This is a genomic window from Arcobacter sp. (genome assembly GCF_050300555.1).
GTDB lineage: Bacteria > Campylobacterota > Campylobacteria > Campylobacterales > Arcobacteraceae > Arcobacter.
Genome location: NZ_JBNKXY010000001.1, coordinates 131,673 through 152,467 on the forward strand (window position 1 = coordinate 131,673; position 20,795 = coordinate 152,467).

Annotated in this window: 22 protein-coding genes; 10 read left to right on the forward strand and 12 right to left on the reverse strand. The window is 26.8% G+C overall.

Going from position 1 to position 20,795, the window contains the following annotated elements:
* The first annotated feature begins 116 nt into the window (after positions 1-116).
* From ACQY5W_RS00730 to ACQY5W_RS00740, 3 genes are all read left to right on the forward strand, one after another.
* The gene (locus ACQY5W_RS00730) at positions 117-536 is read left to right on the forward strand and encodes a hypothetical protein (protein ID WP_428023011.1); all 420 of its coding nucleotides are present in this window, start codon (positions 117-119) and stop codon (positions 534-536) included.
* Positions 537-691: 155 nt separating this feature from the next.
* Positions 692-1,321: an HAD family hydrolase gene (locus ACQY5W_RS00735; protein ID WP_428023012.1), complete on the forward strand. Its 630-nt coding sequence runs from the start codon at positions 692-694 to the stop codon at positions 1,319-1,321.
* A gap of 10 nt (positions 1,322-1,331) precedes the next feature.
* On the forward strand, positions 1,332-1,760 hold the full coding sequence (locus ACQY5W_RS00740) for a GNAT family N-acetyltransferase (RefSeq protein ID WP_428023013.1): 429 nt from the start codon (positions 1,332-1,334) through the stop codon (positions 1,758-1,760).
* A gap of 3 nt (positions 1,761-1,763) precedes the next feature.
* On the opposite strand, the gene ACQY5W_RS00745 is transcribed toward ACQY5W_RS00740, so the two are convergent.
* From ACQY5W_RS00745 to ACQY5W_RS00780, 8 genes are all read right to left on the reverse strand, one after another.
* Positions 1,764-2,450: a pseudouridine synthase gene (locus tag ACQY5W_RS00745; RefSeq protein WP_428023014.1), complete on the reverse strand. Its 687-nt coding sequence runs from the start codon at positions 2,448-2,450 to the stop codon at positions 1,764-1,766.
* 32 nt (positions 2,451-2,482) lie between these two features.
* Positions 2,483-3,130, reverse strand: a complete 648-nt coding sequence (locus ACQY5W_RS00750; protein ID WP_428023015.1) for an energy transducer TonB — start codon at positions 3,128-3,130, stop codon at positions 2,483-2,485.
* Between the two features lies 1 nt (position 3,131).
* A complete protein-coding gene (exbD, locus tag ACQY5W_RS00755) occupies positions 3,132-3,509 on the reverse strand; it encodes a TonB system transport protein ExbD (RefSeq protein ID WP_428023016.1) in 378 nt (125 codons plus the stop codon).
* Entirely contained in the window at positions 3,490-3,918 is a 429-nt protein-coding gene (exbB, locus tag ACQY5W_RS00760) for a TonB-system energizer ExbB (protein WP_428023017.1), read from the reverse strand. Before exbB ends, exbD begins: the two co-directional genes overlap by 20 nt.
* Positions 3,908-5,353, reverse strand: a complete 1,446-nt coding sequence (locus tag ACQY5W_RS00765) for a 4Fe-4S binding protein (protein WP_428023018.1) — start codon at positions 5,351-5,353, stop codon at positions 3,908-3,910. Before ACQY5W_RS00765 ends, exbB begins: the two co-directional genes overlap by 11 nt.
* 14 nt (positions 5,354-5,367) lie before the next feature.
* Positions 5,368-7,557, reverse strand: coding sequence for a TonB-dependent receptor (locus ACQY5W_RS00770; RefSeq protein WP_428023019.1), 2,190 nt, complete (start codon positions 7,555-7,557; stop codon positions 5,368-5,370).
* A gap of 75 nt (positions 7,558-7,632) precedes the next feature.
* The gene (locus ACQY5W_RS00775; RefSeq protein ID WP_428023020.1) at positions 7,633-8,481 is read right to left on the reverse strand and encodes a sensor histidine kinase; all 849 of its coding nucleotides are present in this window, start codon (positions 8,479-8,481) and stop codon (positions 7,633-7,635) included.
* The gene (locus ACQY5W_RS00780; RefSeq protein ID WP_428023021.1) at positions 8,471-9,127 is read right to left on the reverse strand and encodes a response regulator transcription factor; all 657 of its coding nucleotides are present in this window, start codon (positions 9,125-9,127) and stop codon (positions 8,471-8,473) included. Before ACQY5W_RS00780 ends, ACQY5W_RS00775 begins: the two co-directional genes overlap by 11 nt.
* Positions 9,128-9,217: 90 nt before the next feature.
* Here ACQY5W_RS00780 and ACQY5W_RS00785 point away from each other — a divergent pair, with 90 nt between their 5' ends.
* Positions 9,218-10,981 carry a Na/Pi cotransporter family protein gene (locus ACQY5W_RS00785; protein ID WP_428023022.1) on the forward strand — a complete coding sequence of 588 codons (1,764 nt, stop codon included), beginning with the start codon at positions 9,218-9,220 and terminating at the stop codon, positions 10,979-10,981.
* The gene (locus ACQY5W_RS00790; RefSeq protein ID WP_428023023.1) at positions 10,968-11,201 is read left to right on the forward strand and encodes a hypothetical protein; all 234 of its coding nucleotides are present in this window, start codon (positions 10,968-10,970) and stop codon (positions 11,199-11,201) included. Before ACQY5W_RS00785 ends, ACQY5W_RS00790 begins: the two co-directional genes overlap by 14 nt.
* On the opposite strand, the gene ACQY5W_RS00795 is transcribed toward ACQY5W_RS00790, so the two are convergent.
* Genes ACQY5W_RS00795 through ACQY5W_RS00805 form a run of 3 tightly spaced genes read right to left on the reverse strand, consistent with a single transcriptional unit; the run spans position 11,194 to position 13,810 of the window.
* Positions 11,194-11,658 (reverse strand): tRNA (cytidine(34)-2'-O)-methyltransferase, encoded by a 465-nt coding sequence (locus tag ACQY5W_RS00795; protein ID WP_428023024.1) that lies wholly within the window; start codon positions 11,656-11,658, stop codon positions 11,194-11,196. The genes ACQY5W_RS00790 and ACQY5W_RS00795 overlap by 8 nt on opposite strands.
* A complete protein-coding gene (gene purU / locus ACQY5W_RS00800; RefSeq protein WP_428023025.1) occupies positions 11,658-12,491 on the reverse strand; it encodes a formyltetrahydrofolate deformylase in 834 nt (277 codons plus the stop codon). Before purU ends, ACQY5W_RS00795 begins: the two co-directional genes overlap by 1 nt.
* Before the next feature lie 59 nt (positions 12,492-12,550).
* Positions 12,551-13,810: a malic enzyme-like NAD(P)-binding protein gene (locus ACQY5W_RS00805; RefSeq protein WP_428023026.1), complete on the reverse strand. Its 1,260-nt coding sequence runs from the start codon at positions 13,808-13,810 to the stop codon at positions 12,551-12,553.
* A gap of 229 nt (positions 13,811-14,039) precedes the next feature.
* Between ACQY5W_RS00805 and aspA the strand changes: the two genes are divergently transcribed.
* The 5 genes from aspA (at position 14,040) to ACQY5W_RS00830 (ending at position 20,048) form a co-directional block, all read left to right on the forward strand.
* Positions 14,040-15,434 carry an aspartate ammonia-lyase gene (gene aspA / locus ACQY5W_RS00810; RefSeq protein WP_428023027.1) on the forward strand — a complete coding sequence of 465 codons (1,395 nt, stop codon included), beginning with the start codon at positions 14,040-14,042 and terminating at the stop codon, positions 15,432-15,434.
* Position 15,435: 1 nt separating this feature from the next.
* Positions 15,436-16,209: an aspartate/glutamate racemase family protein gene (locus tag ACQY5W_RS00815; protein WP_428023028.1), complete on the forward strand. Its 774-nt coding sequence runs from the start codon at positions 15,436-15,438 to the stop codon at positions 16,207-16,209.
* 6 nt (positions 16,210-16,215) lie between these two features.
* Complete coding sequence (locus ACQY5W_RS00820; RefSeq protein WP_428023029.1) at positions 16,216-18,066, forward strand: sensor histidine kinase; 1,851 nt, start codon at positions 16,216-16,218, stop codon at positions 18,064-18,066.
* Entirely contained in the window at positions 18,041-18,685 is a 645-nt protein-coding gene (locus tag ACQY5W_RS00825) for a response regulator transcription factor (protein WP_428023030.1), read from the forward strand. The genes ACQY5W_RS00820 and ACQY5W_RS00825 overlap by 26 nt, the downstream gene beginning before the upstream one ends.
* Positions 18,686-18,773: 88 nt before the next feature.
* On the forward strand, positions 18,774-20,048 hold the full coding sequence (locus ACQY5W_RS00830; protein WP_428023031.1) for a dicarboxylate/amino acid:cation symporter: 1,275 nt from the start codon (positions 18,774-18,776) through the stop codon (positions 20,046-20,048).
* Between the two features lie 20 nt (positions 20,049-20,068).
* On the opposite strand, the gene pgeF is transcribed toward ACQY5W_RS00830, so the two are convergent.
* The gene (pgeF, locus tag ACQY5W_RS00835; protein WP_428023032.1) at positions 20,069-20,737 is read right to left on the reverse strand and encodes a peptidoglycan editing factor PgeF; all 669 of its coding nucleotides are present in this window, start codon (positions 20,735-20,737) and stop codon (positions 20,069-20,071) included.
* Between the last annotated feature and the right edge of the window lie 58 nt (positions 20,738-20,795).

Genomic DNA, 20,795 nt, shown 5'->3' on the forward strand with positions numbered 1-20,795 from the left:
AACTCTCCTTTCTTTTGATTTAAAATACGCGTATTATATTCAAAAGATAATAAATCTTTTATTTCAAGGTAAATTAAAGCTATTTAAATACAATACGACAATTTAAAGGAGATACTTTGACTTATAATGAATGGTTTGAAAAACATGCCACTAGACATCAAAATATCATGGAAAAATTAAAAGATTTAAGTGATGAAGAAGTTATTAAATATTTTAGATTTGATAATATGGTTAAAAATGAACCTGATTTTTGTCCACTTTATAAAGAGAATAAAAAATGTCATGACTTTGAAGAGTTAAATTGTTATTTGTGTGCCTGTCCAAATTTTAGATTTAAAGATGAGGGATTTAAAAAAGTTGAAGATAAAACTCTTTATTCCTACTGTAATATAGATAGTAAAGATGGTGCTCAATATGAAGGCGAAGATTACATTCATCAAAACTGTGCTGGATGTTTAGTTCCACATAAAGAAGCTTATATAAAAAAACATTTTTCAAGAGATTGGAAAGAGATTATGAAAGATGTAAGGAAATAAAAAAGTCTCACTTCTGGTGTTTGAAGAGAGACTTTTATTTGTGTTATTATGTTATTCTTTTGTATAAAATGTAGGAGTAATACAAAATCTGTAGTGGAATAATACTTAATCAATGTTAATTAAGTGTTAATAGAAAAATTTAATTTGGAGAATTTATGAAACTTATAATGTTTGATATGGATGGAACATTAATAAATAGTGGTGGAATGATTGCAAATACTATAAACTATGTAAGAGAAAACCTAGGTTTTGAAGCCTTAGATAAAAAGTTTATATTAGAAAATGTAAATGACCCAAATATAAACTCTGCTGAATTTTTTTATGGTACTAAACACTTTACTGAACAGCAAGGTGAACTTTTTGAAAAATATTATTATGAGCATTGTTTAACTGATTTAGAAATATACGATGGTATAAAAGAGTTACTTGAAGATTTAAAAAATGACTTTATCTTTACTGTTGCAACAAATGCAAATAGTGAATTTGCAAATAGGATGCTAAATCATCTCGAAATAGGAAAATACTTTAAAACAATAGTTGGATATAACGATGTTTTAAAACCAAAACCACATCCAGAAATGGTTTATAAAATTCTTGATGAAATAAACACAACAAAAGAAAAATCTCTTTTAGTAGGAGATAGCCACAAAGATATTCAAGCTGCAACAAATGCAGGAATTGACTCTATTTTAGTAAACTGGGGTTTTTCTTATCATGAAGAAAATGCAATAGAAACAGTAAAAGAATTGGAGCAAAAAATATTTAAAAAGTTTTCAATTTTTTAAAAGGAATAAAATGAATATACGTCTAGCAAAAATCGATGACCTAAAAGATATTTATGATTTGATTTGTGATATGGAAAGTACTCAATTAGATTATAAAAAATTTGAACAAATATTTATTAAATATTTGAATAATGAAAACTTTTACTCAATTGTTGCCCAAGATGATGATTTAATTGTTGGTTGCTTAAATCTAAGAGTAGAATATCAACTTCATCATGTGGAAAAAATAGCAGAAATTATGGAACTTGCCGTTAAAAATGAGTACCGTTCTAAGGGTGTAGGTAAAAAACTTTTAGATAAAGCTAATAAAATATCAAAAGAGAACAACTGCTTACAAATCGAAGTTTGTTGCAATCAAATAAGAGAAAAGGCTCACAAATTTTATCAACGAGAAGGTATGAAAAATACACACTTTAAATTTACTATGGATTTAAAATAACTTTTATAAGCTTATTTGCTTATATTCACCCTCTTTTAAATCTTCAACAGTAAACTTATCAAAACTTATTCTATGAAGTTTTAGTACCCTATTTCCAACAGCTGCAAACATTCTTTTTACTTGATGATATTTCCCCTCAACGATTTCTAATCTAACACAAGTGGGGGAAAGAACTTCTAACTTTGCAGGAAGTAAAGCTTTACTTTCACCATTTAAAAGTAATTCCCCACTTGCAAAAATTTTCTCTTCATCACCTTTTAATGGCTCTTTTAAATGGGCTTCATAAACTTTTACAACATCCTTTTTAGGATTTGATAATTTATGATTTAAAGTCCCATCATCTGTTAAAAGTATAGCTCCTGTAGTATCCACATCAAGCCTACCAATAGTTGAAATTTTTGGATTTCTTTGAGTCCATCTAAAAGGAAGTAACGAATAAATCAACACTCCTGCATCATTGTGTGAACAAATAATTCCAGAAGGTTTATTTAAAAGTATTGTTAAAGTTTCAGGATCAAGATTTTCACCATTTATAGTAATATCATTATGATAGGCTTTAATTGAGGGGTTAAAAATCCTATTTTCATTTACAAAAAGTTCATTTATTTTTAAAAACTTCTTTGCATCACTTCTTGTACAATATCCCAAACTTGATAAGTGAGCGTCTATTCTTTTATAACTATTTTTCATAGGCAAATAGTACCATCTTTTTAATAATAAGCTTATGTAAGTGTATATTGTATTGGTACTTTTATTATTATTTCTTTTTCAACTTTTGGAAACTCTTTTGATGCTTCTTTTATAGCTTCAATTGCTGATTTTATCAATAATCTATGACCTGATATTGCTTTTATATCTTCAACTTCTCCTGATATTAAAATTTTAAATAAAACTAAAACCTTCCCTTGTATTTTATATTCCCTTGCTCGTCTTGGATAAATCACATTTTTTTGAATAAGTTGAACAATCTTTTGAAGATTTTCATCTAAAAAAACCTCTTCATATCTTTTTGAACTTTTTTTAATAGCTTCTTGCTCTTTTTTATCTTCTTTTATCTCTTTATCTTTTTTTTGTTCTTTTATTTTTTCAACTTTCTCAATTTTTTTGGGTTCTTTTTTTTGTGGTTTTATTTTCTCTTTTTTCTCAATTGGCTTTTCTATAACTTCTTTCTTTGATTCTTTTTCCTCTTTCTTTATTTCTTTTTTTTCTTGTTCAATTAAAGAAATATGATTCATAGAAATAATCTTCTCATTTTTTAAAGTTTTAATTTGATTAATTTCTCTAAAACTAAAAAATAATACAAAAAATATAAAGATATAAATACATATAGTTGTCAAAAATGAATATGTATATCGCTTTTTATTTTTCATTTTATTTCTTTGTAACTATAGAAATATTTTCAAATTTATTTGATTTTAAAAGGTCTAAAACTGAAACAAAAGCTTCAAAATCAGCTTTTTTATCGCATCTTATATAAATATGTGATGATTTATTTAATTCATTAATTTCTACTTTTAAAGCTTCTAAAGAGATATGTAATTTGTTTAAGAATATAGAATTATTCTCTTTTATGCTTATTACAGTTTCTTTTTTTGCACTCAAAGTTGTAGCACTACTTGCTTGAGCTAAAGCTACTTTTATATCCCCTTTTGCAATAAAAGTCGATGTTAACAATACAATTGCCAATAAAACTAACAAAACATCAATAAAAGGAATAACATTTATAGAATTAAATTTCTGTAATTTCATCATAACGACTTTCTATTACTTCAGCATATCGAGCTAAAATGTTATAAAACATTTGAGAAATAATTGCAACAACTAAACCAATAGCCGTGGCTTTTAAAGCCAAAGCTAGTGATGCCATTATTTTAGTAGCCTCAATATCTCCTGAACTCATTGTCATAAAAGTAAGCATAATAGCAAGAACAGTTCCTAGCAAACCAATATATGGCGAGTTTGAGGCAATAGTTCCTATGATTGATAAATGTTTTGTCAAAGCAATCTCTAGATTTCTTTTATTTTTATATATACTTATATTTATACTTTTAAAAAAGAATACTCTTTCTATAAAAAACCAAACAGATAAAAAACTCATAAAAACTAATAATAAAATGACTCCATAATCAACTAAGTGTTTTAGTAACTCAATGTTCATGTTTTTTTTCTCCTTGAATTTGAACACTTTGTTTAGAATGATTATGTTCTCTTTGCTGTACTCCATACTCTTTATAAACATAAATTTTGTAAAAGTTTAGACCTAAATAAAAGATAATCAATGCACTTGCCAATGGGAAAGCAATGATTTTTCTTATTTTTGATGCTTCTACTAATCTTATACGAGCAATCATAATTATAAAAGCCCAAACAACAGCCAAATAAGTAAAAATCTCAAAAATATGTACCCAAGTATCTTTTCTACTAGCCAATGGTTTTATATACTCAATATTTAAAGCAAAACCTTGAATAAAACCATTTACTATTTTGCTAGCATTACTGTAAAAGAAAAACTCCCAAAGGTGAGACAATCCACCAATTATAAAAATAGGAGCAAAAGCAAATCCCAAAGAGTAAAAAAGTGTATTAAATTCAGTTTTTAATACTTTTGAAGCTAAAAAAATCCCAACACTACTTAAAACAATTGTTACAGCAACAGCATATAAAAAAGCAAATAAACCAACTACATCCATACTTCCAAAATCAAAAATACCCTCAAAATATCGTGCAGTTTTCACCCAAATAAAATCCTCAACAATAGCACTTCTCCCTAAAGCATGATGGAAGCCCATAGTAATACTAATTGAAGCTGTAATTAAAAGTATAATCCAAGTTTCAGATTTCAAAGATTTGAACTTTTTAAATAAACTTGATGATGGTGCTTTAACTTTGAAACTAACAGCTTCACAACTATTGGCACAATCCATACATAAAGTACAGTCTTCCATAGAGTTTTTTTTATCAAAAGTAAATGGCTTCAGATTATAAGAACAAGCTTTTGCACAATCAAAAGTTTTACACTGTGAACACTCATTTTTATAAGTACCTAACCAAGTAAATCCTACTTTTGAATAAGCTCTTGTTAAAACTCCTATAGGACATAAACTTTTACAATAAGCCATATCTTTATACAAAAAGAAAAAAATAAAAGCATAAATTGTTAAAACAACAAAAAATATTGCTGTTGCAGTTGGAGTTTTATACAATCCTGGATACATATAATAAACCATCCACCAACCTAAAACAAGCAATAATCCACCAATCATAGGATTACTTAAAAATACTGGCAACTCTTTTTTTAAACCAAATTTTGTAATATATTTACCTAAAAAACCATGGGGACAAATACCACAAAAAATTCGTCCAAATGAACCTAAAGTTACAACCATAAAAAATGGCCAAAATAGTCCCCAAAAAACTGCTTTAGTAAAAATATTATCACTAGATGAATTGTAAAATCCATATATTATTGCATAAAAGAAAAGCCCCACAATAAATAGCCGAAAAAACATCAAAAAATATCTATTTTTAAAAATAAATCCAAGTAATGGCATTTTAAAAATGTCATTGTTATCACGTTTTATAAAATCTATCATAATTTTCCTCTTTATTAAAATTTCATAGAAAGACCAAAAGTAAAGGTTCGCCCTTGATTAACAGTTATTGATAAATCCTCTTTATCAAATGTTCCATTATCATCCCTATCACTACTTGCTCTAGCTGTGTTATAGTATTGGTTATCAAAAAGATTATCTATACGAGCAAAAAACGACCAATCTAATCCATTACTTTTCATCTTATATTGGGTTAATAAATTAACTGCTTCTTGACCTTTTATTTTTAATCTATTTAAATCATCAGCATAATAACTTGATTTTTTTACAAACTCTGTTTCAAATTTCCATTGAGGTACAATGAAATAATCTAAAATAAGATTTATAGAGTGTTTAGAAGTTCTTGGAATACGATTACCTGTAACATCAAAATAACTTAGATTGGTAGTATTTGTATTTCCATCTAAATCAATAGCAAGATTATGATAATTGGTATATCTAGCATCTAAAAAAGTATAAGCTAAATTATATGAAAATTTATCAGTAATATTTGAATTAAAAGACATCTCTAAACCTTGATGTTTCGCACCACCAATATTATCCCACATATCAGTAGCTGTACTTGAAGAACCACCATAGTTTCCTGATGTTTTCATTATAAAATCTTTTCTGTCTATTCTAAATAGTGCCATTTCATAATTATATTTTTCAAATACAGTTCCCCTTAAACCTATTTCATAGTTTTTTGATTCTTCTGGTTTTAAGTTTGGATTATTTTCTGTATTTCCATAAGTACTTGTATTTCCTGTAAAAAGTTGACTAATTGTTGGTGCTCTAAATCCTGTTGAATAATTTACAAAAACTGTATCATTTTTTGTAAAGTTATAGTTTGTACCAACTCTATATGAATACACATCAAAATCTTTTTCTAAATGTTGATTTTTATAATCACGATAATCTAACTCTATTTTATCATATCGTAAATTTGCAGTTGCAGTAAGGTCTTTTGTTATTCCTTGTTTATATTCTCCATATACTGCATAAACATTTTCATCAGTAGTATCATTACTCTTCTCATCACCAGCTTCAAAAAAGTTTGGTGTAACTACAAATGTTCTTTTTGCCTGATTAACCCTATATGTTACTTTGTTTTTATATTCATTATCCCTTAAATCTAAACCTAATAGTGTAGCAAAGCTTTTAGACGAAGTTCTTAATTCAGATTTAACACCCTTTTGTACTTGTTCATACATATTATCAAAGACATAATCAAAATCATCATAACTAGGTTGAAGTACATAATTGCCATCTCTAGTTTGAGGTGATGACCAAAATGAAGTATCATCTGTATATAAATAAGTATTTACCAATAAATTAACATTTTCAGTAAAATCTTTTGAATAAGTTAAAAAAAGTTTTAATAACTCAACATTATACATTCTTGTATAATCTCTACTATCTTGATCATCGTTATAAATACTTTTTGGATTGATTTGAGCTTCTGTTTCACCACCAACAGTTCCATGAGAATCTTTTTTTCTTTTTGAATACTCTGTACCAAATGTTAAATCAGAACTATCATTTATAAAATATTGTAATTTACCATTGAAATATTTGGCACTATAATTAGAATCTTCATGATATCCATCTGCTTTTCTTTCACTTCCTTGAACATGAAAATTTACAACATCATTTGAATAACCTGTTCTTGCTACTAATTTTTTATAGCCAAAACTTCCACCCTCAAGTGCTACAAAATTGTTATTATAGTGAGCACCTTTTTTTGTAGTAATAATTACTGCTCCACTTAAAGCATCATCACCAAATAAATAACTAGCTCCACCTTTAAGCACTTTTATTGATTCAATATTGTCTAAATCAATATTAACAGCTCCTGTTCTTTCAAATACAGGAACACCATCAATCACAACTGCAACTCCTGGTTTTTCACCCATATACATTTGGTTTTCTACACCACGAATATGTATTTTTATAGAATCACCAGTTTTTACTTCTGTAGTAATTCCTGGAATTGATTGTAAAACTTGTTGAATATTTTCTGTATGAGCTTCATCTACTTGTTCTGCACTTATAGTTGTAGTAGTTGAAACTTCTGTTTTTTTACTTGAAAATCTATCATCAATAGTTGACGAATCAACATTTATCGTATCTAGTGACTCAATAACTTGAGCATAAGAGATACTTCCAAGTAATAATGTTGATAAAATAAAACTTAGTTTTTTCATACACTTCCTTAATATTTTTCTGAATATTAAAGAAAAAGTGTTAATTAAATGTTAAATTTTATTCTTAAGATTTTATTAAGATATAGATTTTGTAAGATTTAATTTTATTTGTGTTCCATTAGTTTTTGGTTCAATTTTGATTTCAATTTGATTTTTATCGCAGAACTCTTTTACCATATTTAGCCCCAATCCAAAACCTTTTGTAGTTATATCTTCTTGAAAATATTGGTCAAAAACAATAAAAAGATTTTTTGTATCAATGGATTTACCCGTATTAAAAATAGATAAAATGCCATCTTTAAAATCTATCTTTACTGTTCCATTATTACAATTATATTTTATGGCATTGGATAAAAGATTATCAATTATCTTTTGAAAACCATTTTTATCACTATTTATTATTATATTTTTAACACTATTTTCTATGGTAATAGTTCCTTTTATATCTTCAAACTTATCAATAGAGTTTTCCAAAATTTCATCAATTAAAAACTCTTGTTTATCGATTCTATCAATCTCTTTTTTTATCTCATATTCCATTTGATTGTATAGCTTTAAAAGTTCATTTGTTGCAAGTTTTATTCTCTGTAATCTTTTTGCATTTTTTTCATCTTTTATATTTTTTTCTAAAAGTTGTACATTTGCTTGTATAGTAGATGCTGGAATATTAAGCTCGTGAAGAGTCTCTTTTATAGTTTTTTGTAAGTTTTTATCACTTTTAAATAAAGGATCAAAAAGTGGCTTACTTAAAAAATAGTTTAAAACCACAGCAAAGATAATTAAAAGTAGTGTAATTGCTATAAAAGTATCTTCGTTGAAGCCAAAGGTAGTTACTAAGTAATAATTCGCAATCAAAACCATAATCACAATAAATGCAATTAAAATTGAGTTTGAAATTAAAAAGTTTTTTCTTTTAGTACTCAAGTTTATACCCTACACCCTTTATATTTACAATTTTTTCTTTTGTAAATATTTTTTTTACATGATTTATATATACTCGTATAGAACCTTCACTATAGTCCTCTTCCACACTCCATAATCTACTTACAATCATCTCTTTCGTAACTATTTTATCTCTATTTTCTAAAAATAGTTCTAACAAATCTACCACTTTCATAGGTAAATTCATGTCACTATTATCCTTATAGACTCTTCTATCACTTGGATTAAAAAATAAATTTTCATCTAACATTATCTTTTCTGTTTGTTTCCCTGCTCTTTTTAAAAGTGATTTTATTCTTAAAATTAATTCATCTAAATCAATTGGTTTTTTTAAATAATCATCTGCCCCACTTAAAAATCCATCTTCTAAAGTTTGTTTGTCTTTGTATGAAGTTAAAAATATAGCTGGAGTATTATCTCCTGATTCTCTCAAATCCTTTAAAAGTTCCAATCCACTGATTTTTGGTACATTTATATCAAGTAAATATAAATCATAATTTATTTTATAATTTAATGACAATGCCTCTTCACCGTCATTTGCAATATCAACAATAAAGCCCTCATCATCTAAAAAATCCTCAATAGTTTGAGCAAAAAGTTCGTCATCTTCAAGTAGTAGTATTCTCATTTATTATCTATTATCCAATATTTTTTACAAAATTCTACACTAAAGTTTATAAAATAGTTGTATTTCTATTTTTTTAATATATAATTACTTATGATTAAAAAATTAACTTTACCCCTAATTTTACTTCTTTTAGCTTATTTTATAATTTCAAGTGAAAATGTAAAAGTAATAGCTACTGGAATTGCAATATTTATTATAGGTATGCACTTTATGGAAAGTGGTTTTAAACTATTTTCTGGTGGTGCATTAGAAAAAGTTTTAGAGAAATTTACCTCTACTAATTTAAAATCCATATTAACTGGTTTTATTACAACCTCTATTGTTCAAAGCTCATCGCTTATATCAGTAATTGTAATTTCTTTTTTAACTGTTGAACTTATATCTTTAACGCAAGGTATGGCAATAGTTTTTGGAGCAAATCTTGGAAGTACAACTACGGCATGGATTGTTTCTGCATTTGGACTTAAAATAAAAATCTCTTTATATGCAATGCCAATGATTATTTTTGGTGTTATATTTAGATTTTCAAATAACTCAAAATATGTAGGTCTTGGAGATATTTTATTGGGACTTGGATTTATCTTTTTAGGTATTTCATATATGAAAGATGGATTTGAAACATTAAAAGAAGCAATAAATTTAGCTTCATATTCTGTTGGTGGATTTACAGGTATTTTAATTTATATTGCAATTGGAGCAATAGCAACAGTTGTTATCCAATCAAGTAGTGCCACAATGGCCATAATTATTACAGCCCTTTCAGGAGCAAATATTATCTACATAGATGCTATTGCACTTGCAATTGGAGCAAATATTGGTACAACAGTAACTGCAATAATTGGCTCATTAACTTCAAATGAAAATGGAAAAAGACTAGCATTTGGACATTTTATATTTAATATAATTACAGCTATTGTTGCTGTTATTTTTATACATATTTTAAAAGATTTTGTTGATTTTATATCTCCATTTTTCTCAATTGCAAATGATAATTATAGTATGAAATTAGCACTTTTTCATACCATATTTAATCTTCTTGGAATCATACTTTTATTTCCATTTATTGCATATATTGTCAGCCTATCAACAAAAGTAATAAAAGATAAAGTTAAAAAATCATCAAAACCTATATATCTTGATGAATCAAATATCAAAATTCCATATAATGCTATGGTTTCTATTCAAAAAGAGGTTATTCATTTATATGACAATGCTCAAAAAGCAATCTTACATGCTCTGTCAATTCATACTTCAGATTTAAAAGAAGAGAAAGATATTGATTCTGTTCTTATAGCACCTGATAAAATGGATACAAATTTAGATGATATTTACCATAATGACTTAAAATCTCTATATGGAGAAATAGTTGATTATCTTTTAAAATCACAAAGTAACATGAATCCAAATCAACTATTTTATGTGGGACAATTAAGGCTTTCATCTAATATCATAATTAAAATTTTAAAAGATACAAGAGATATTCAAAAAAATATGAACATATACTTATATAGTAAAAATGAATATATAAAAACTGAATATTTAGCCTTAAAAAAAGAGTTAGCCTTAAATATTTTAAGAACAAACCAACTTAAAAGTAAAGATATTGATGATATAGAAACATCAACTCAAATACAAGTGTATAAAGATAATCTAGAAGTTTTAGAAAATGAGAACAATAAAAAAATAGATGAACTAATAAGAAATAATAAAATTACATCTAAAATGGGAATATCTTTAATGAATGATACAGGAAGTGTCATGAATATAAGTAAAAATTTATTTAGAATTGCAAATATTTTATTTGTAAATGATGCAAAACTCAGAACTTTAGGAGAAAACAATGAAGCTGTCTAAACTAATAAAAACTTTCAAAAGTTACCTAACAAGGGACAAAGAAGAGATAAAAGAGAATGAAGAAGAAATAAAAATTATTATAAATAATCTCTATGAAAAAAAAGCTAGTTTAAAGAAAAAACTTAAAAATTGTGAGAAAAAAAGTGATGAGAAAAAATTAGAAGATAAATTAAAAGCAGTAAAAAAACTTATTAAAAAAGCAGAAAAAGAGTTTATTTAAACTCTTTAAAATTTTGCCGTAAAGCCTCATAAGCTACTATTGATACAGAGTTTGCCATATTTAAACTTCTTGCATCGTTTGTCATAGGAATAGTAATACATCCTTTTTCATTTTTTGATAGTAAATCTTCAGGTAAACCTGCATCTTCTCTACCAAAATAAAAATAATCCCCTACTTCATAAGAAACTTCAAAATATACTTGTTTTGTCTTTGTTGTTGCAAAAAAATGCCTATCATTAAGAGGATTTTTTGACCAAAAATCTTCTATATTTTCATATTCAGTTACATCTAAATCAAACCAATAATCAAGTCCTGCACGTCTAACTTCTTTTTCTGTAATCTCACCAAAACCATACGGTTTTATTAAATGTAATCTACAATTTAAAGCAAAAGCAAGTCGTCCAATTGTACCAACATTTCCAGGAATTCTTGGCTCTAATAAAACTATATTAAACACTATAAAATTACCGTTTTATTACCATAAACAAAAACTTTATCTTCCAGTAGAAGTTGAAGAGCATTTGCTAGTACAACTTTTTCTACATTTTTTCCAGCAATTCTCATATCTTGCCAAGAAAAAGTATGGTCAACTCTTACAACATCTTGAGCAATAATTGGACCTTCATCTAAATCATCTGTAACATAATGAGCAGTAGCTCCTATAATCTTAACACCTCTGTGATGTGCTTGTTTATAAGGATTTGCACCAATAAATGCTGGTAAAAACGAATGGTGAATATTTAAAACTTGTTGAGGGAATTCTTGAACAAATTTTGGAGTTAAAATTCTCATATATTTAGCTAATACTATAAGTTCTGGATTATACTCTTTAATTTTTTCTATAACTAAATCTTCGTGTTCTTCTCTTTCTAATCCATCTGCACTTATACAGTGAAATGGTATATCAAACTTTTCAACTAAGTCTTTAAGATAATCATGGTTTGCAATTACAGCTTTTATATTTGCATCCAATTCACCATCAAGATATCTAATAAGCAAATCACCTAATACATGTGATTCTTTTGTTGCTAATAAAACAATATCTTTTTTTGATTTTTCTCTAAGTTTAAGTTCTGTTTCTTTTGGCAAAACTTCAGTTAACTCTTTTAAAAGTATCTTGGCATTTACATCACCAGTTATTACTGTTCTCATAAAAAATTTATTTGTTTCTACATCAACATATTCTGCATTTTGTTCGATATTTAAATTGTTAGCAAAAAGAACTTTTGATACATTGTACACAAGTCCTTTAGAGTCAGAAGTGTTTATTAAAAGTATATACTCTTTCATTTTATTCCCATATAATAGTATTATTCCAAATTAAAAGTGGAATAATACCATTATTTTTATTAAATCATTTGTGATAGTTCTTCTTTATAAGCTACTAAATCAAAATCTTTAAGTCTAGAAACCCCTGATTCTACTGCAGCTTGTGCAACAGCAGATGATACTTCTACTATAAGTCTTTTGTCAAATGGTTTTGGAATAATATAATCTTTTGAAAATGCCAAATGTTCTCCAAATATAGCTTTTACATCAGCAGTTACTGGTTTTTTAGCCAAATCAGCAATAGCATAAGCCGCAGCTTTTTTCATTTGCATATTTATTTTTTTAGCTTGAACATCAAGTGCTCCTCTAAAAATAAAAGGAAATCCAAGTACATTATTTACTTGATTGTTAAAATCACTTCTTCCTGTTCCAACGATTGCTTTATCTCTTATTTTAAAAACGTCTTCTGGAAAAAGTTCAGGTGTTGGATTTGCTAATGCAAATACGATTGGCTCATCAGCCATAACTGCAATATGTTCTTCAGTAAAAGTACCAGGTTTAGATAGTCCTAAAACTACATCAGCATCTCTAAATGCTTCTAATTTTGTCAATGATTCTTTTATAGAAAATTCTTCTTTATATTTATTTAAATCATCTCTTCCATCATGAATAACACCCTTAGAATCACACATAATAATATTTTGAACACCAACTGCTTTATACATTCTAGCACATGAAATGGCAGCCGCCCCTGCTCCCATAACAATTACTTTTAAATCTTCAAGTTTTTTACCAATAATTTCACAAGCATTGATTAATCCAGCTGTTGTAATTATTGCAGTTCCATGTTGGTCATCGTGCATAACAGGAATATCAACTTCTTCTATTAATTTTCTTTCAATTTCAAAACATTCAGGTGCTTTTATATCTTCTAAGTTAATTCCACCAAATGTAGGAGAAATTGCTTTACATATAGATACAAATTTATCAATATCTGTTTCATCTACTTCAATATCAAATGAATCAACAGCTGCAAATTTTTTAAACAATACAGCTTTCCCTTCCATAACTGGTTTTGAAGCCACTGCTCCAATATCCCCTAATCCAAGTACAGCAGTACCATTTGATATAACAGCTACAAGATTTTTTTTAGCAGTATATTTAAACGCATTATTAGCATCTTTTTCTATTTCTAAACATGGAAAAGCAACCCCTGGCGTATATGCCAAAGCTAAATCTCTTTGTGTTCCAAGTTTTGTTGTTGTACCAATTTCCAATTTCCCTGGTTTTGGAAACTGATGGTAATCTAAAGCTTCTTCTTTAGTTACAGGTTTACTCATAAATAGACTCCTTTATTTATTTGGACGAGAATTGTAACTAATCGAAACTTAAAAATCACATTTTTTATAAATCTATATTATTTAATTTATATTTAAGACTTAAATACATTATTTTTACATAACTTATACACTTTTAATACATCTTTTTATTATTTCTTAAAAAAAAATCACTTTTAGGACATTTCTATTTATTAGGATTTTCCCATTGAAATTTAAAGGAAAAAACTAAATGAGAATAGAACATGATTTAATAGGTGATAGAGAAATCCCAAAAGATGCCTATTATGGAATTCAAACAGCAAGAGCAAAAGAAAATTTTGATGTTACAGGAGTATCTCTTTCAGGATTTACTACATTTATCATATCACTAGCTAAAGTAAAAAAAGCTACTGCATTGGCAAATTTTGAACTAAAATGTTTAGATGAAAATAAAAAAAATGCAATATGTAAAGCTTGTGATGAAATAATCGAAGGAAAACTGCATGATGAATTTGTCGTAGATATGATTCAAGGGGGAGCTGGAACATCAACAAATATGAATGCAAATGAGGTTATCGCAAATAGAGCTTTAGAAATAATGGGTCATAATAAAGGAGAATATAAATATCTTCATCCAAACAATGATGTAAACCTATCACAATCTACAAATGATGTCTATCCAACTGCAATCAAAATAACTTTATATGAAAAAATATTTGAACTTATTGATTCCATGAGAATTCTTGAAAAATCAATGGCAAAAAAAGCTATTGAATTTGAAAATGTTATCAAAATGGGTCGAACTCAACTTCAAGATGCAGTTCCTATGACTTTAGGACAAGAATTTAATACTTACGCAATTATGATAGATGAAGATATACAAAGACTTATCGAATCTCAACAATTAATCAGAGAGATGAATTTAGGAGCAACAGCAATTGGTACAGGGATTAACTCTCACCCAAATTATGTAAAAATTGTAGAAAAAAAACTGCAAGAAGTTACAAATAGACCTTTTGTAACTGCACGTGATCTAGTTGAAGCAACTCAAGATACAGGTTCATTTGTACAAATATCTGGTGTTTTAAAAAGAGTATCTGCAAAAATCTCAAAAATATGTAATGACCTAAGACTTTTAAGTTCTGGTCCAAGAACAGGATTCAATGAAATCAATCTTCCTGCGATGCAACCTGGAAGTTCTATTATGCCAGGAAAAGTAAATCCTGTTATTCCTGAAATGGTTAATCAAGTAGCTTATCAAGTTATTGGAACTGATGTAACTATTACAATGGCTAGTGAGGGAGGACAATTACAGTTAAATGTATTCGAGCCAATAATTGCATATAATCTATTTAACTCAATAAATATGATGAAAAAAGCATTTGAAAGTCTAGCTTATAAATGTATTGATGGAATTACAGCAAATGAAGTAAGATGTGAAGAGTTAGTATTAAATAGTATTGGATTAGTAACTGCACTTAATCCACATATTGGATATGAAAATTCAACTATGGTTGCAAAAGAAGCATTAAATGAAAATAGATCAGTTTATGATATAGTTTTAGAAAAAAATCTATTATCTAAAGAGCAACTAGATGAGATTATTCATCCACAAAATATGATAAGACCTTATTTAAGAGCATAAAATGAAAATAGGAATTATTGGAGGGGTAGGACCATACGCTGGATTGGATTTAAATAGAAAAATTTATGACAATCAAAAAACATATGGAAAAGATCAAGACTATATAGATGTTATATTAATTAGCAATGCTTCTGATATTACAGATAGAACTGGATACTTAAAAAATGAAGTTAAAGTTAATCCTGCAGAAGGCCTTTTTCGTGCTGCTTTAAAACTTGAACAAATGGGAGCTAATGTTATTGCAATTTCTTGCAATACAGCCCATTCACCAAAAATATTTGATAAGGTTTGTGAATTAATGAATATTGCAAAATGTGAAGCAAAACTTCTTAATATAGTTGAAGAGACACATAAATTTTTAGAAAAAAATTATTCAAATCTTGATAATATAGGTTTTCTTGGAACATTAGGAACATATGAAACAAAACTATATGAAAACTATTTTGTTAAAATGAATAAATTTAAATTTATAAATCCAAGTGAAAGAGGTAAAAATAATTGCCATGATGCTATATATAATACTGAATACGGAGTAAAAGCACAATCTAATCCAATAACAAAAAAAGCTAAAAAAATATTTGAAAACGAAATAGTAAAATTAAAAAATATGGGAGTAGAAGCTGTTATTATGGGATGTACAGAAATTCCTTTGGCATTTAATGACAAAACAGTTTATAAAGATGTTTTGTTAATTGACCCAAGTACAATATTAGCAAGAGCATTAATTTCCAATATAAATGAAAATCTTTTAAAAGATTATACTTATTCAAAGTGAGGCTAAATGAATTATAAAGTTTGCATATTATTTCTCTTTTTATTAGTATTCCAAAGCAACCTTTTTTCTAATCAAAAAAAGGAAAATATACAAATTTTAATTATAAATTCATACCATAAAGATTTTCAATGGAGTGATGAACTCATTGATGGTGTTAAAAAAGTTTTAAACACAAACAAAAAAATCGAAATTACAACTTTATATATGGATTCAAAACGAATCAATTCTTCAGAATACTATAATAGTTTATTAAGAATTTATAAATTACAACTCAAAAATAGAAAATACAATATCGTACTTTTAGTTGATAAATTTGCTTTTGAATTTGCACTAAAAAATTATAATGAATTATTTTTTAACAATGAAAAATTAGTTTTTTCAGGAATTGAAAAATTTTCACCAGAAGAAATTGAAAAGTATAATCTATCTGATAGAGTATTTGGGGTTATGGAAAAACGAGCAATAGAAGGAATTATTGCTACAATTGATACTATGATGCCAAAATTAAAAAAACTATACATAATCAATGATAGAAGTAGTAATGCAAAAGATACAAATATACTAATTCAAAAAGCAATTAATAAATACAAATCAAAATTTGAAATTGAATATATTAGAAAATCTACACTTAAAGAACTAAAACAAAGATTTTCTGAACACAAGTCTAATGAAGCAATATTTTTTGTGAGATTTTATAATGGTGATAATAATGAATTTTACAAAAACCGTGAAATTGGTGCAGCTATTAACTCTTTTAAACTACCAACTTTTGTAACAGATACTCTTTTTTTAAAAGATGGTGCACTAGGAGGAAAACTACTTTCAATAAGCCATATTGGAGAAGCTACTGGTGAGTTAGTTTTAGATTTGATAAATAAACCAAATATGAAACCACTTATAACAGTAGATGAAAAATATCAATATTTATTTAACTATAAAAAAATAAAAGAGTTCAATTTAAATCCAGCTAATATTAATTCACCTTATAGCTTGGTTAATACACCTGAATCTTTTTTTGATAAAAATCGGAAACTAATAAACATAGTATTTATGATTTCACCTATATTAATCTTATTAATTTTTATGTTGGTATATACATTATATTTGCATACGAAAACTGCAAAACATCAAGAGTTTATTATCCAACAATCTAAATTAGCAGAAATTGGAGAGATAATCTCTTCGATAACTCACCAATGGAAAGAACCTTTAATTGAAATTTCAACTTTAGTACAAGAACACATCGGTTCAAATAGTAAATCAAAAGATGAAGATAAAAAATACATTGATGATATTATGGTTCAAATTTATTATATGACAGATACTATTAATGATTTTCATCAATTTATTAAACCCTCAAGCAACAAAACTACATTTAATATCAAAGATGCAATTATAAAAATGATGACTATAGTTCATCACTCTATGAAATATAATTATATTGACATCAATATTGAAATTGCAAAAAACACAAAACTACTTGTTGATGGATATCCAAATGAACTAATGCAAACAATGTTAAATATAGTAAATAATGCAAAAGAAGCTATATTAGAAAAAAGAAAAAATATAGAAATGTATGATGGTAAAATAGATATAAATATATTTAACAATAAAAAATATGTACAAATTGAGATTCAAGATAATGGATGTGGGATAGATAAAATATGTTTAAAAAAGATATTTGATCCATACTTTACTACTAAAAGCAAAGGTTATGGAATTGGTTTATATATGACAAAAGTTATTATTGAAGAAAAAATGAATGGAAAAATTAGTGTTGAGCCAATGGATGTAGGAACAAAATTTGTAATAAAATTGGAGTTGTCAAATGAAAATTTTAGTATTAGAAGATAATACAAAATTATTAAATTTTATTGTAACTTCTTTGGAAAAAGAAGGGTTTACAGTTGAAGCTTTTACAGATGGCTCTTCTGTTATGGAAAAATTGGATGAATATTATCAATGTTTTATATTAGATATAAATGTACCAAAAGTTGATGGTATTTCAATCTTAGAAAAAATCCGTATAAAAAATCCTTCTATTCCCGTAATAATCATAAGCTCTAACCATGAATTAGACAAAATTCAATCTTCATATGAAATTGGTTGTGATGAATATTTGAAAAAACCATTTTTAATGTATGAATTAATTCATAAAGTTAATAAACTTTGTTTAACTAAAAAAAGTAAAATTAATCTAGGTGAAGGTTTTTTATATTTTCCTAAAGATAGATATCTAACTGGTCCAGATGGCGAAATTAAACTGGCAAGAAAAGAGATACTTTTTTTAGAGCTTTTATGTAAAAATCGTCATCAAATTTTTACTTTTGATGAAATTGAAGATTATGTATGGGATGGAGAATTTACAAACTTAACAAATATTCGTGGTTTGGTTAAAAGATTACGAAAAAAAATACCAGAAGATTCTATAAAAATAGTAAAAGGTATTGGATACAAAATCAATATTGAATAAAATATACAAATTTTTCTAAATTTTATAAAAAAATCCCTTTTAGAACATTTTGAATTTTTATAATAACTCAAATCAAAAAGGAGTTATTATGGTAGAACTTTGGAAAGAAATACCACTTTGGAAAAAGATTTTTGGTGCCTTAATATTGGGGTTAATTGCAGGAACAACTTTGGGTGAATATGCGTTGATGCTAAAACCGCTTGGAACACTTTTTGTTAACTTAATCAAAATGTTAATTGTACCTTTAGTTTTTGTAACATTAGTTACAGGTATTGTTTCAATGGATGATTTAAGTAAGATGAAAAGAATTGGTTTAAAAACTTTTGCCTTATATTTAATTACAACAGCTATTGCTATTTCAATTGGTTTAGGTATAGGTGTTATTTTTGAACCTGGAGCTGGAATTGCTTTAGGTAGTGCAACTGCTGTTACAGCTAAAAGTGCACCTGGATTAATTGATACTTTATTAAATATTGTTACAAAAAATCCAATGTCAAGTTTAGCAAATGGTAATATACTACAAATTATCTTCTTTGCACTTATGTTAGGTATATCTATCAATTTAGCTGGTGAAAAAGCTAAACACGTTAAGTCATTTTTTGTTTCATTTTCAGAAGCAATGTTTAAAATGACAGAAATAGTTATTAAATTTGCACCAATAGGTGTATTTGGTTTGATGGCTTGGGTTTCTGCTTCATATGGAATGGATGTATTACTTAGTCTTGGAAAAGTTATTTTATGTGTATATCTTGGATGTATATTACATGTTTTAATCACAATGGGTGGAGGAATTGCTTTTTTTGCAAAATTAAATCCAAAAAATTTCTTTAAAGGAATTATAGGGGCTCAATCTGTGGCATTTACTACGACAAGTAGTTCAGGTACACTTCCTATAACAACTGAAAATGTTGTAAATAACCTTGGTGTATCTAAACCTGTTGCTAGTTTTGTATTGCCTTTAGGTGCTACTATAAATATGGATGGTACAGCGCTTTATCAAGGTGTTTGTGCAGTATTTGTAGCACAAGCTTTTGGAATACATTTAGATTTTAGTCAATATATGATGATAATTTTAACTTCTACTCTAGCTTCAATTGGAACAGCAGGAGTTCCTGGTGCAGGACTTATAATGTTATCTTTAGTATTAACAACTGTTGGATTACCATTAGAGGGAATTGCAATAATTGCTGGAATTGATAGAATATTAGATATGGCAAGAACATCTGTAAATGTTACAGGAGATGCTATGGTTTCTTTATTAATTGCAAAAAGTGAAAATGAATTAAATGAAAATGTTTATAATTCACAAAAAGCATTTATTGAGGATGAAATAGAAGTAGAAACTGAAAAAGTACATATATAATTATAAAGAGGTTTTCCTCTTTATAATACTGCAATAATTGCAAACCTTCCACAATCTTTATCATTTCTATACGAAAAATATGGTTTATTTGAACATTTAGTACAAATATTTGATATTTCAATATTAAAAATACCAATATCATTTAACTGCTTTACATTTATACCTTGCAAATCAATATATCTATTTTGTGAAAACTCTTTTCCATAAGATTTAATTACTATATCTTCCAATTCAGGTGATACTTCATAACAACATTTTTGAATAGATGGTCCCAAATATACAGAGATATCTTCTTTTTTACAATCTAGTTCTTCTATCATTTTAAGTGCAGTTTTTTGAACTATATTTAAAAATGTAGAGTTTCTTCCTGCATGTACTACAGCAATAACACCTTTTACACTATCTTTTAAAAATATAGGAATACAATCAGCCACTATAACCATTATTGGTAAATCTTTTTCTTTAGTAATTAAAGCATCACAGTTATCTATTAGAAGAGGCGATGAGAAGTCAACTATTTCTATATTATCCCCATGTACTTGATTCATATATCTAAGTTTTGATATATCAAAATTATGTTTTTGAGATATTTTTAATCTATTTTCATCAACACTACTTTTTAAATCATTCACATGATATGCCATATTACCATCTTCTTTAGTTGTTATTATCATTTTTATAGTGTCCATATTTTTCCCATATTCTTTTTATATTAATTTATCATAAAATTTTTAATATCCTCTTATT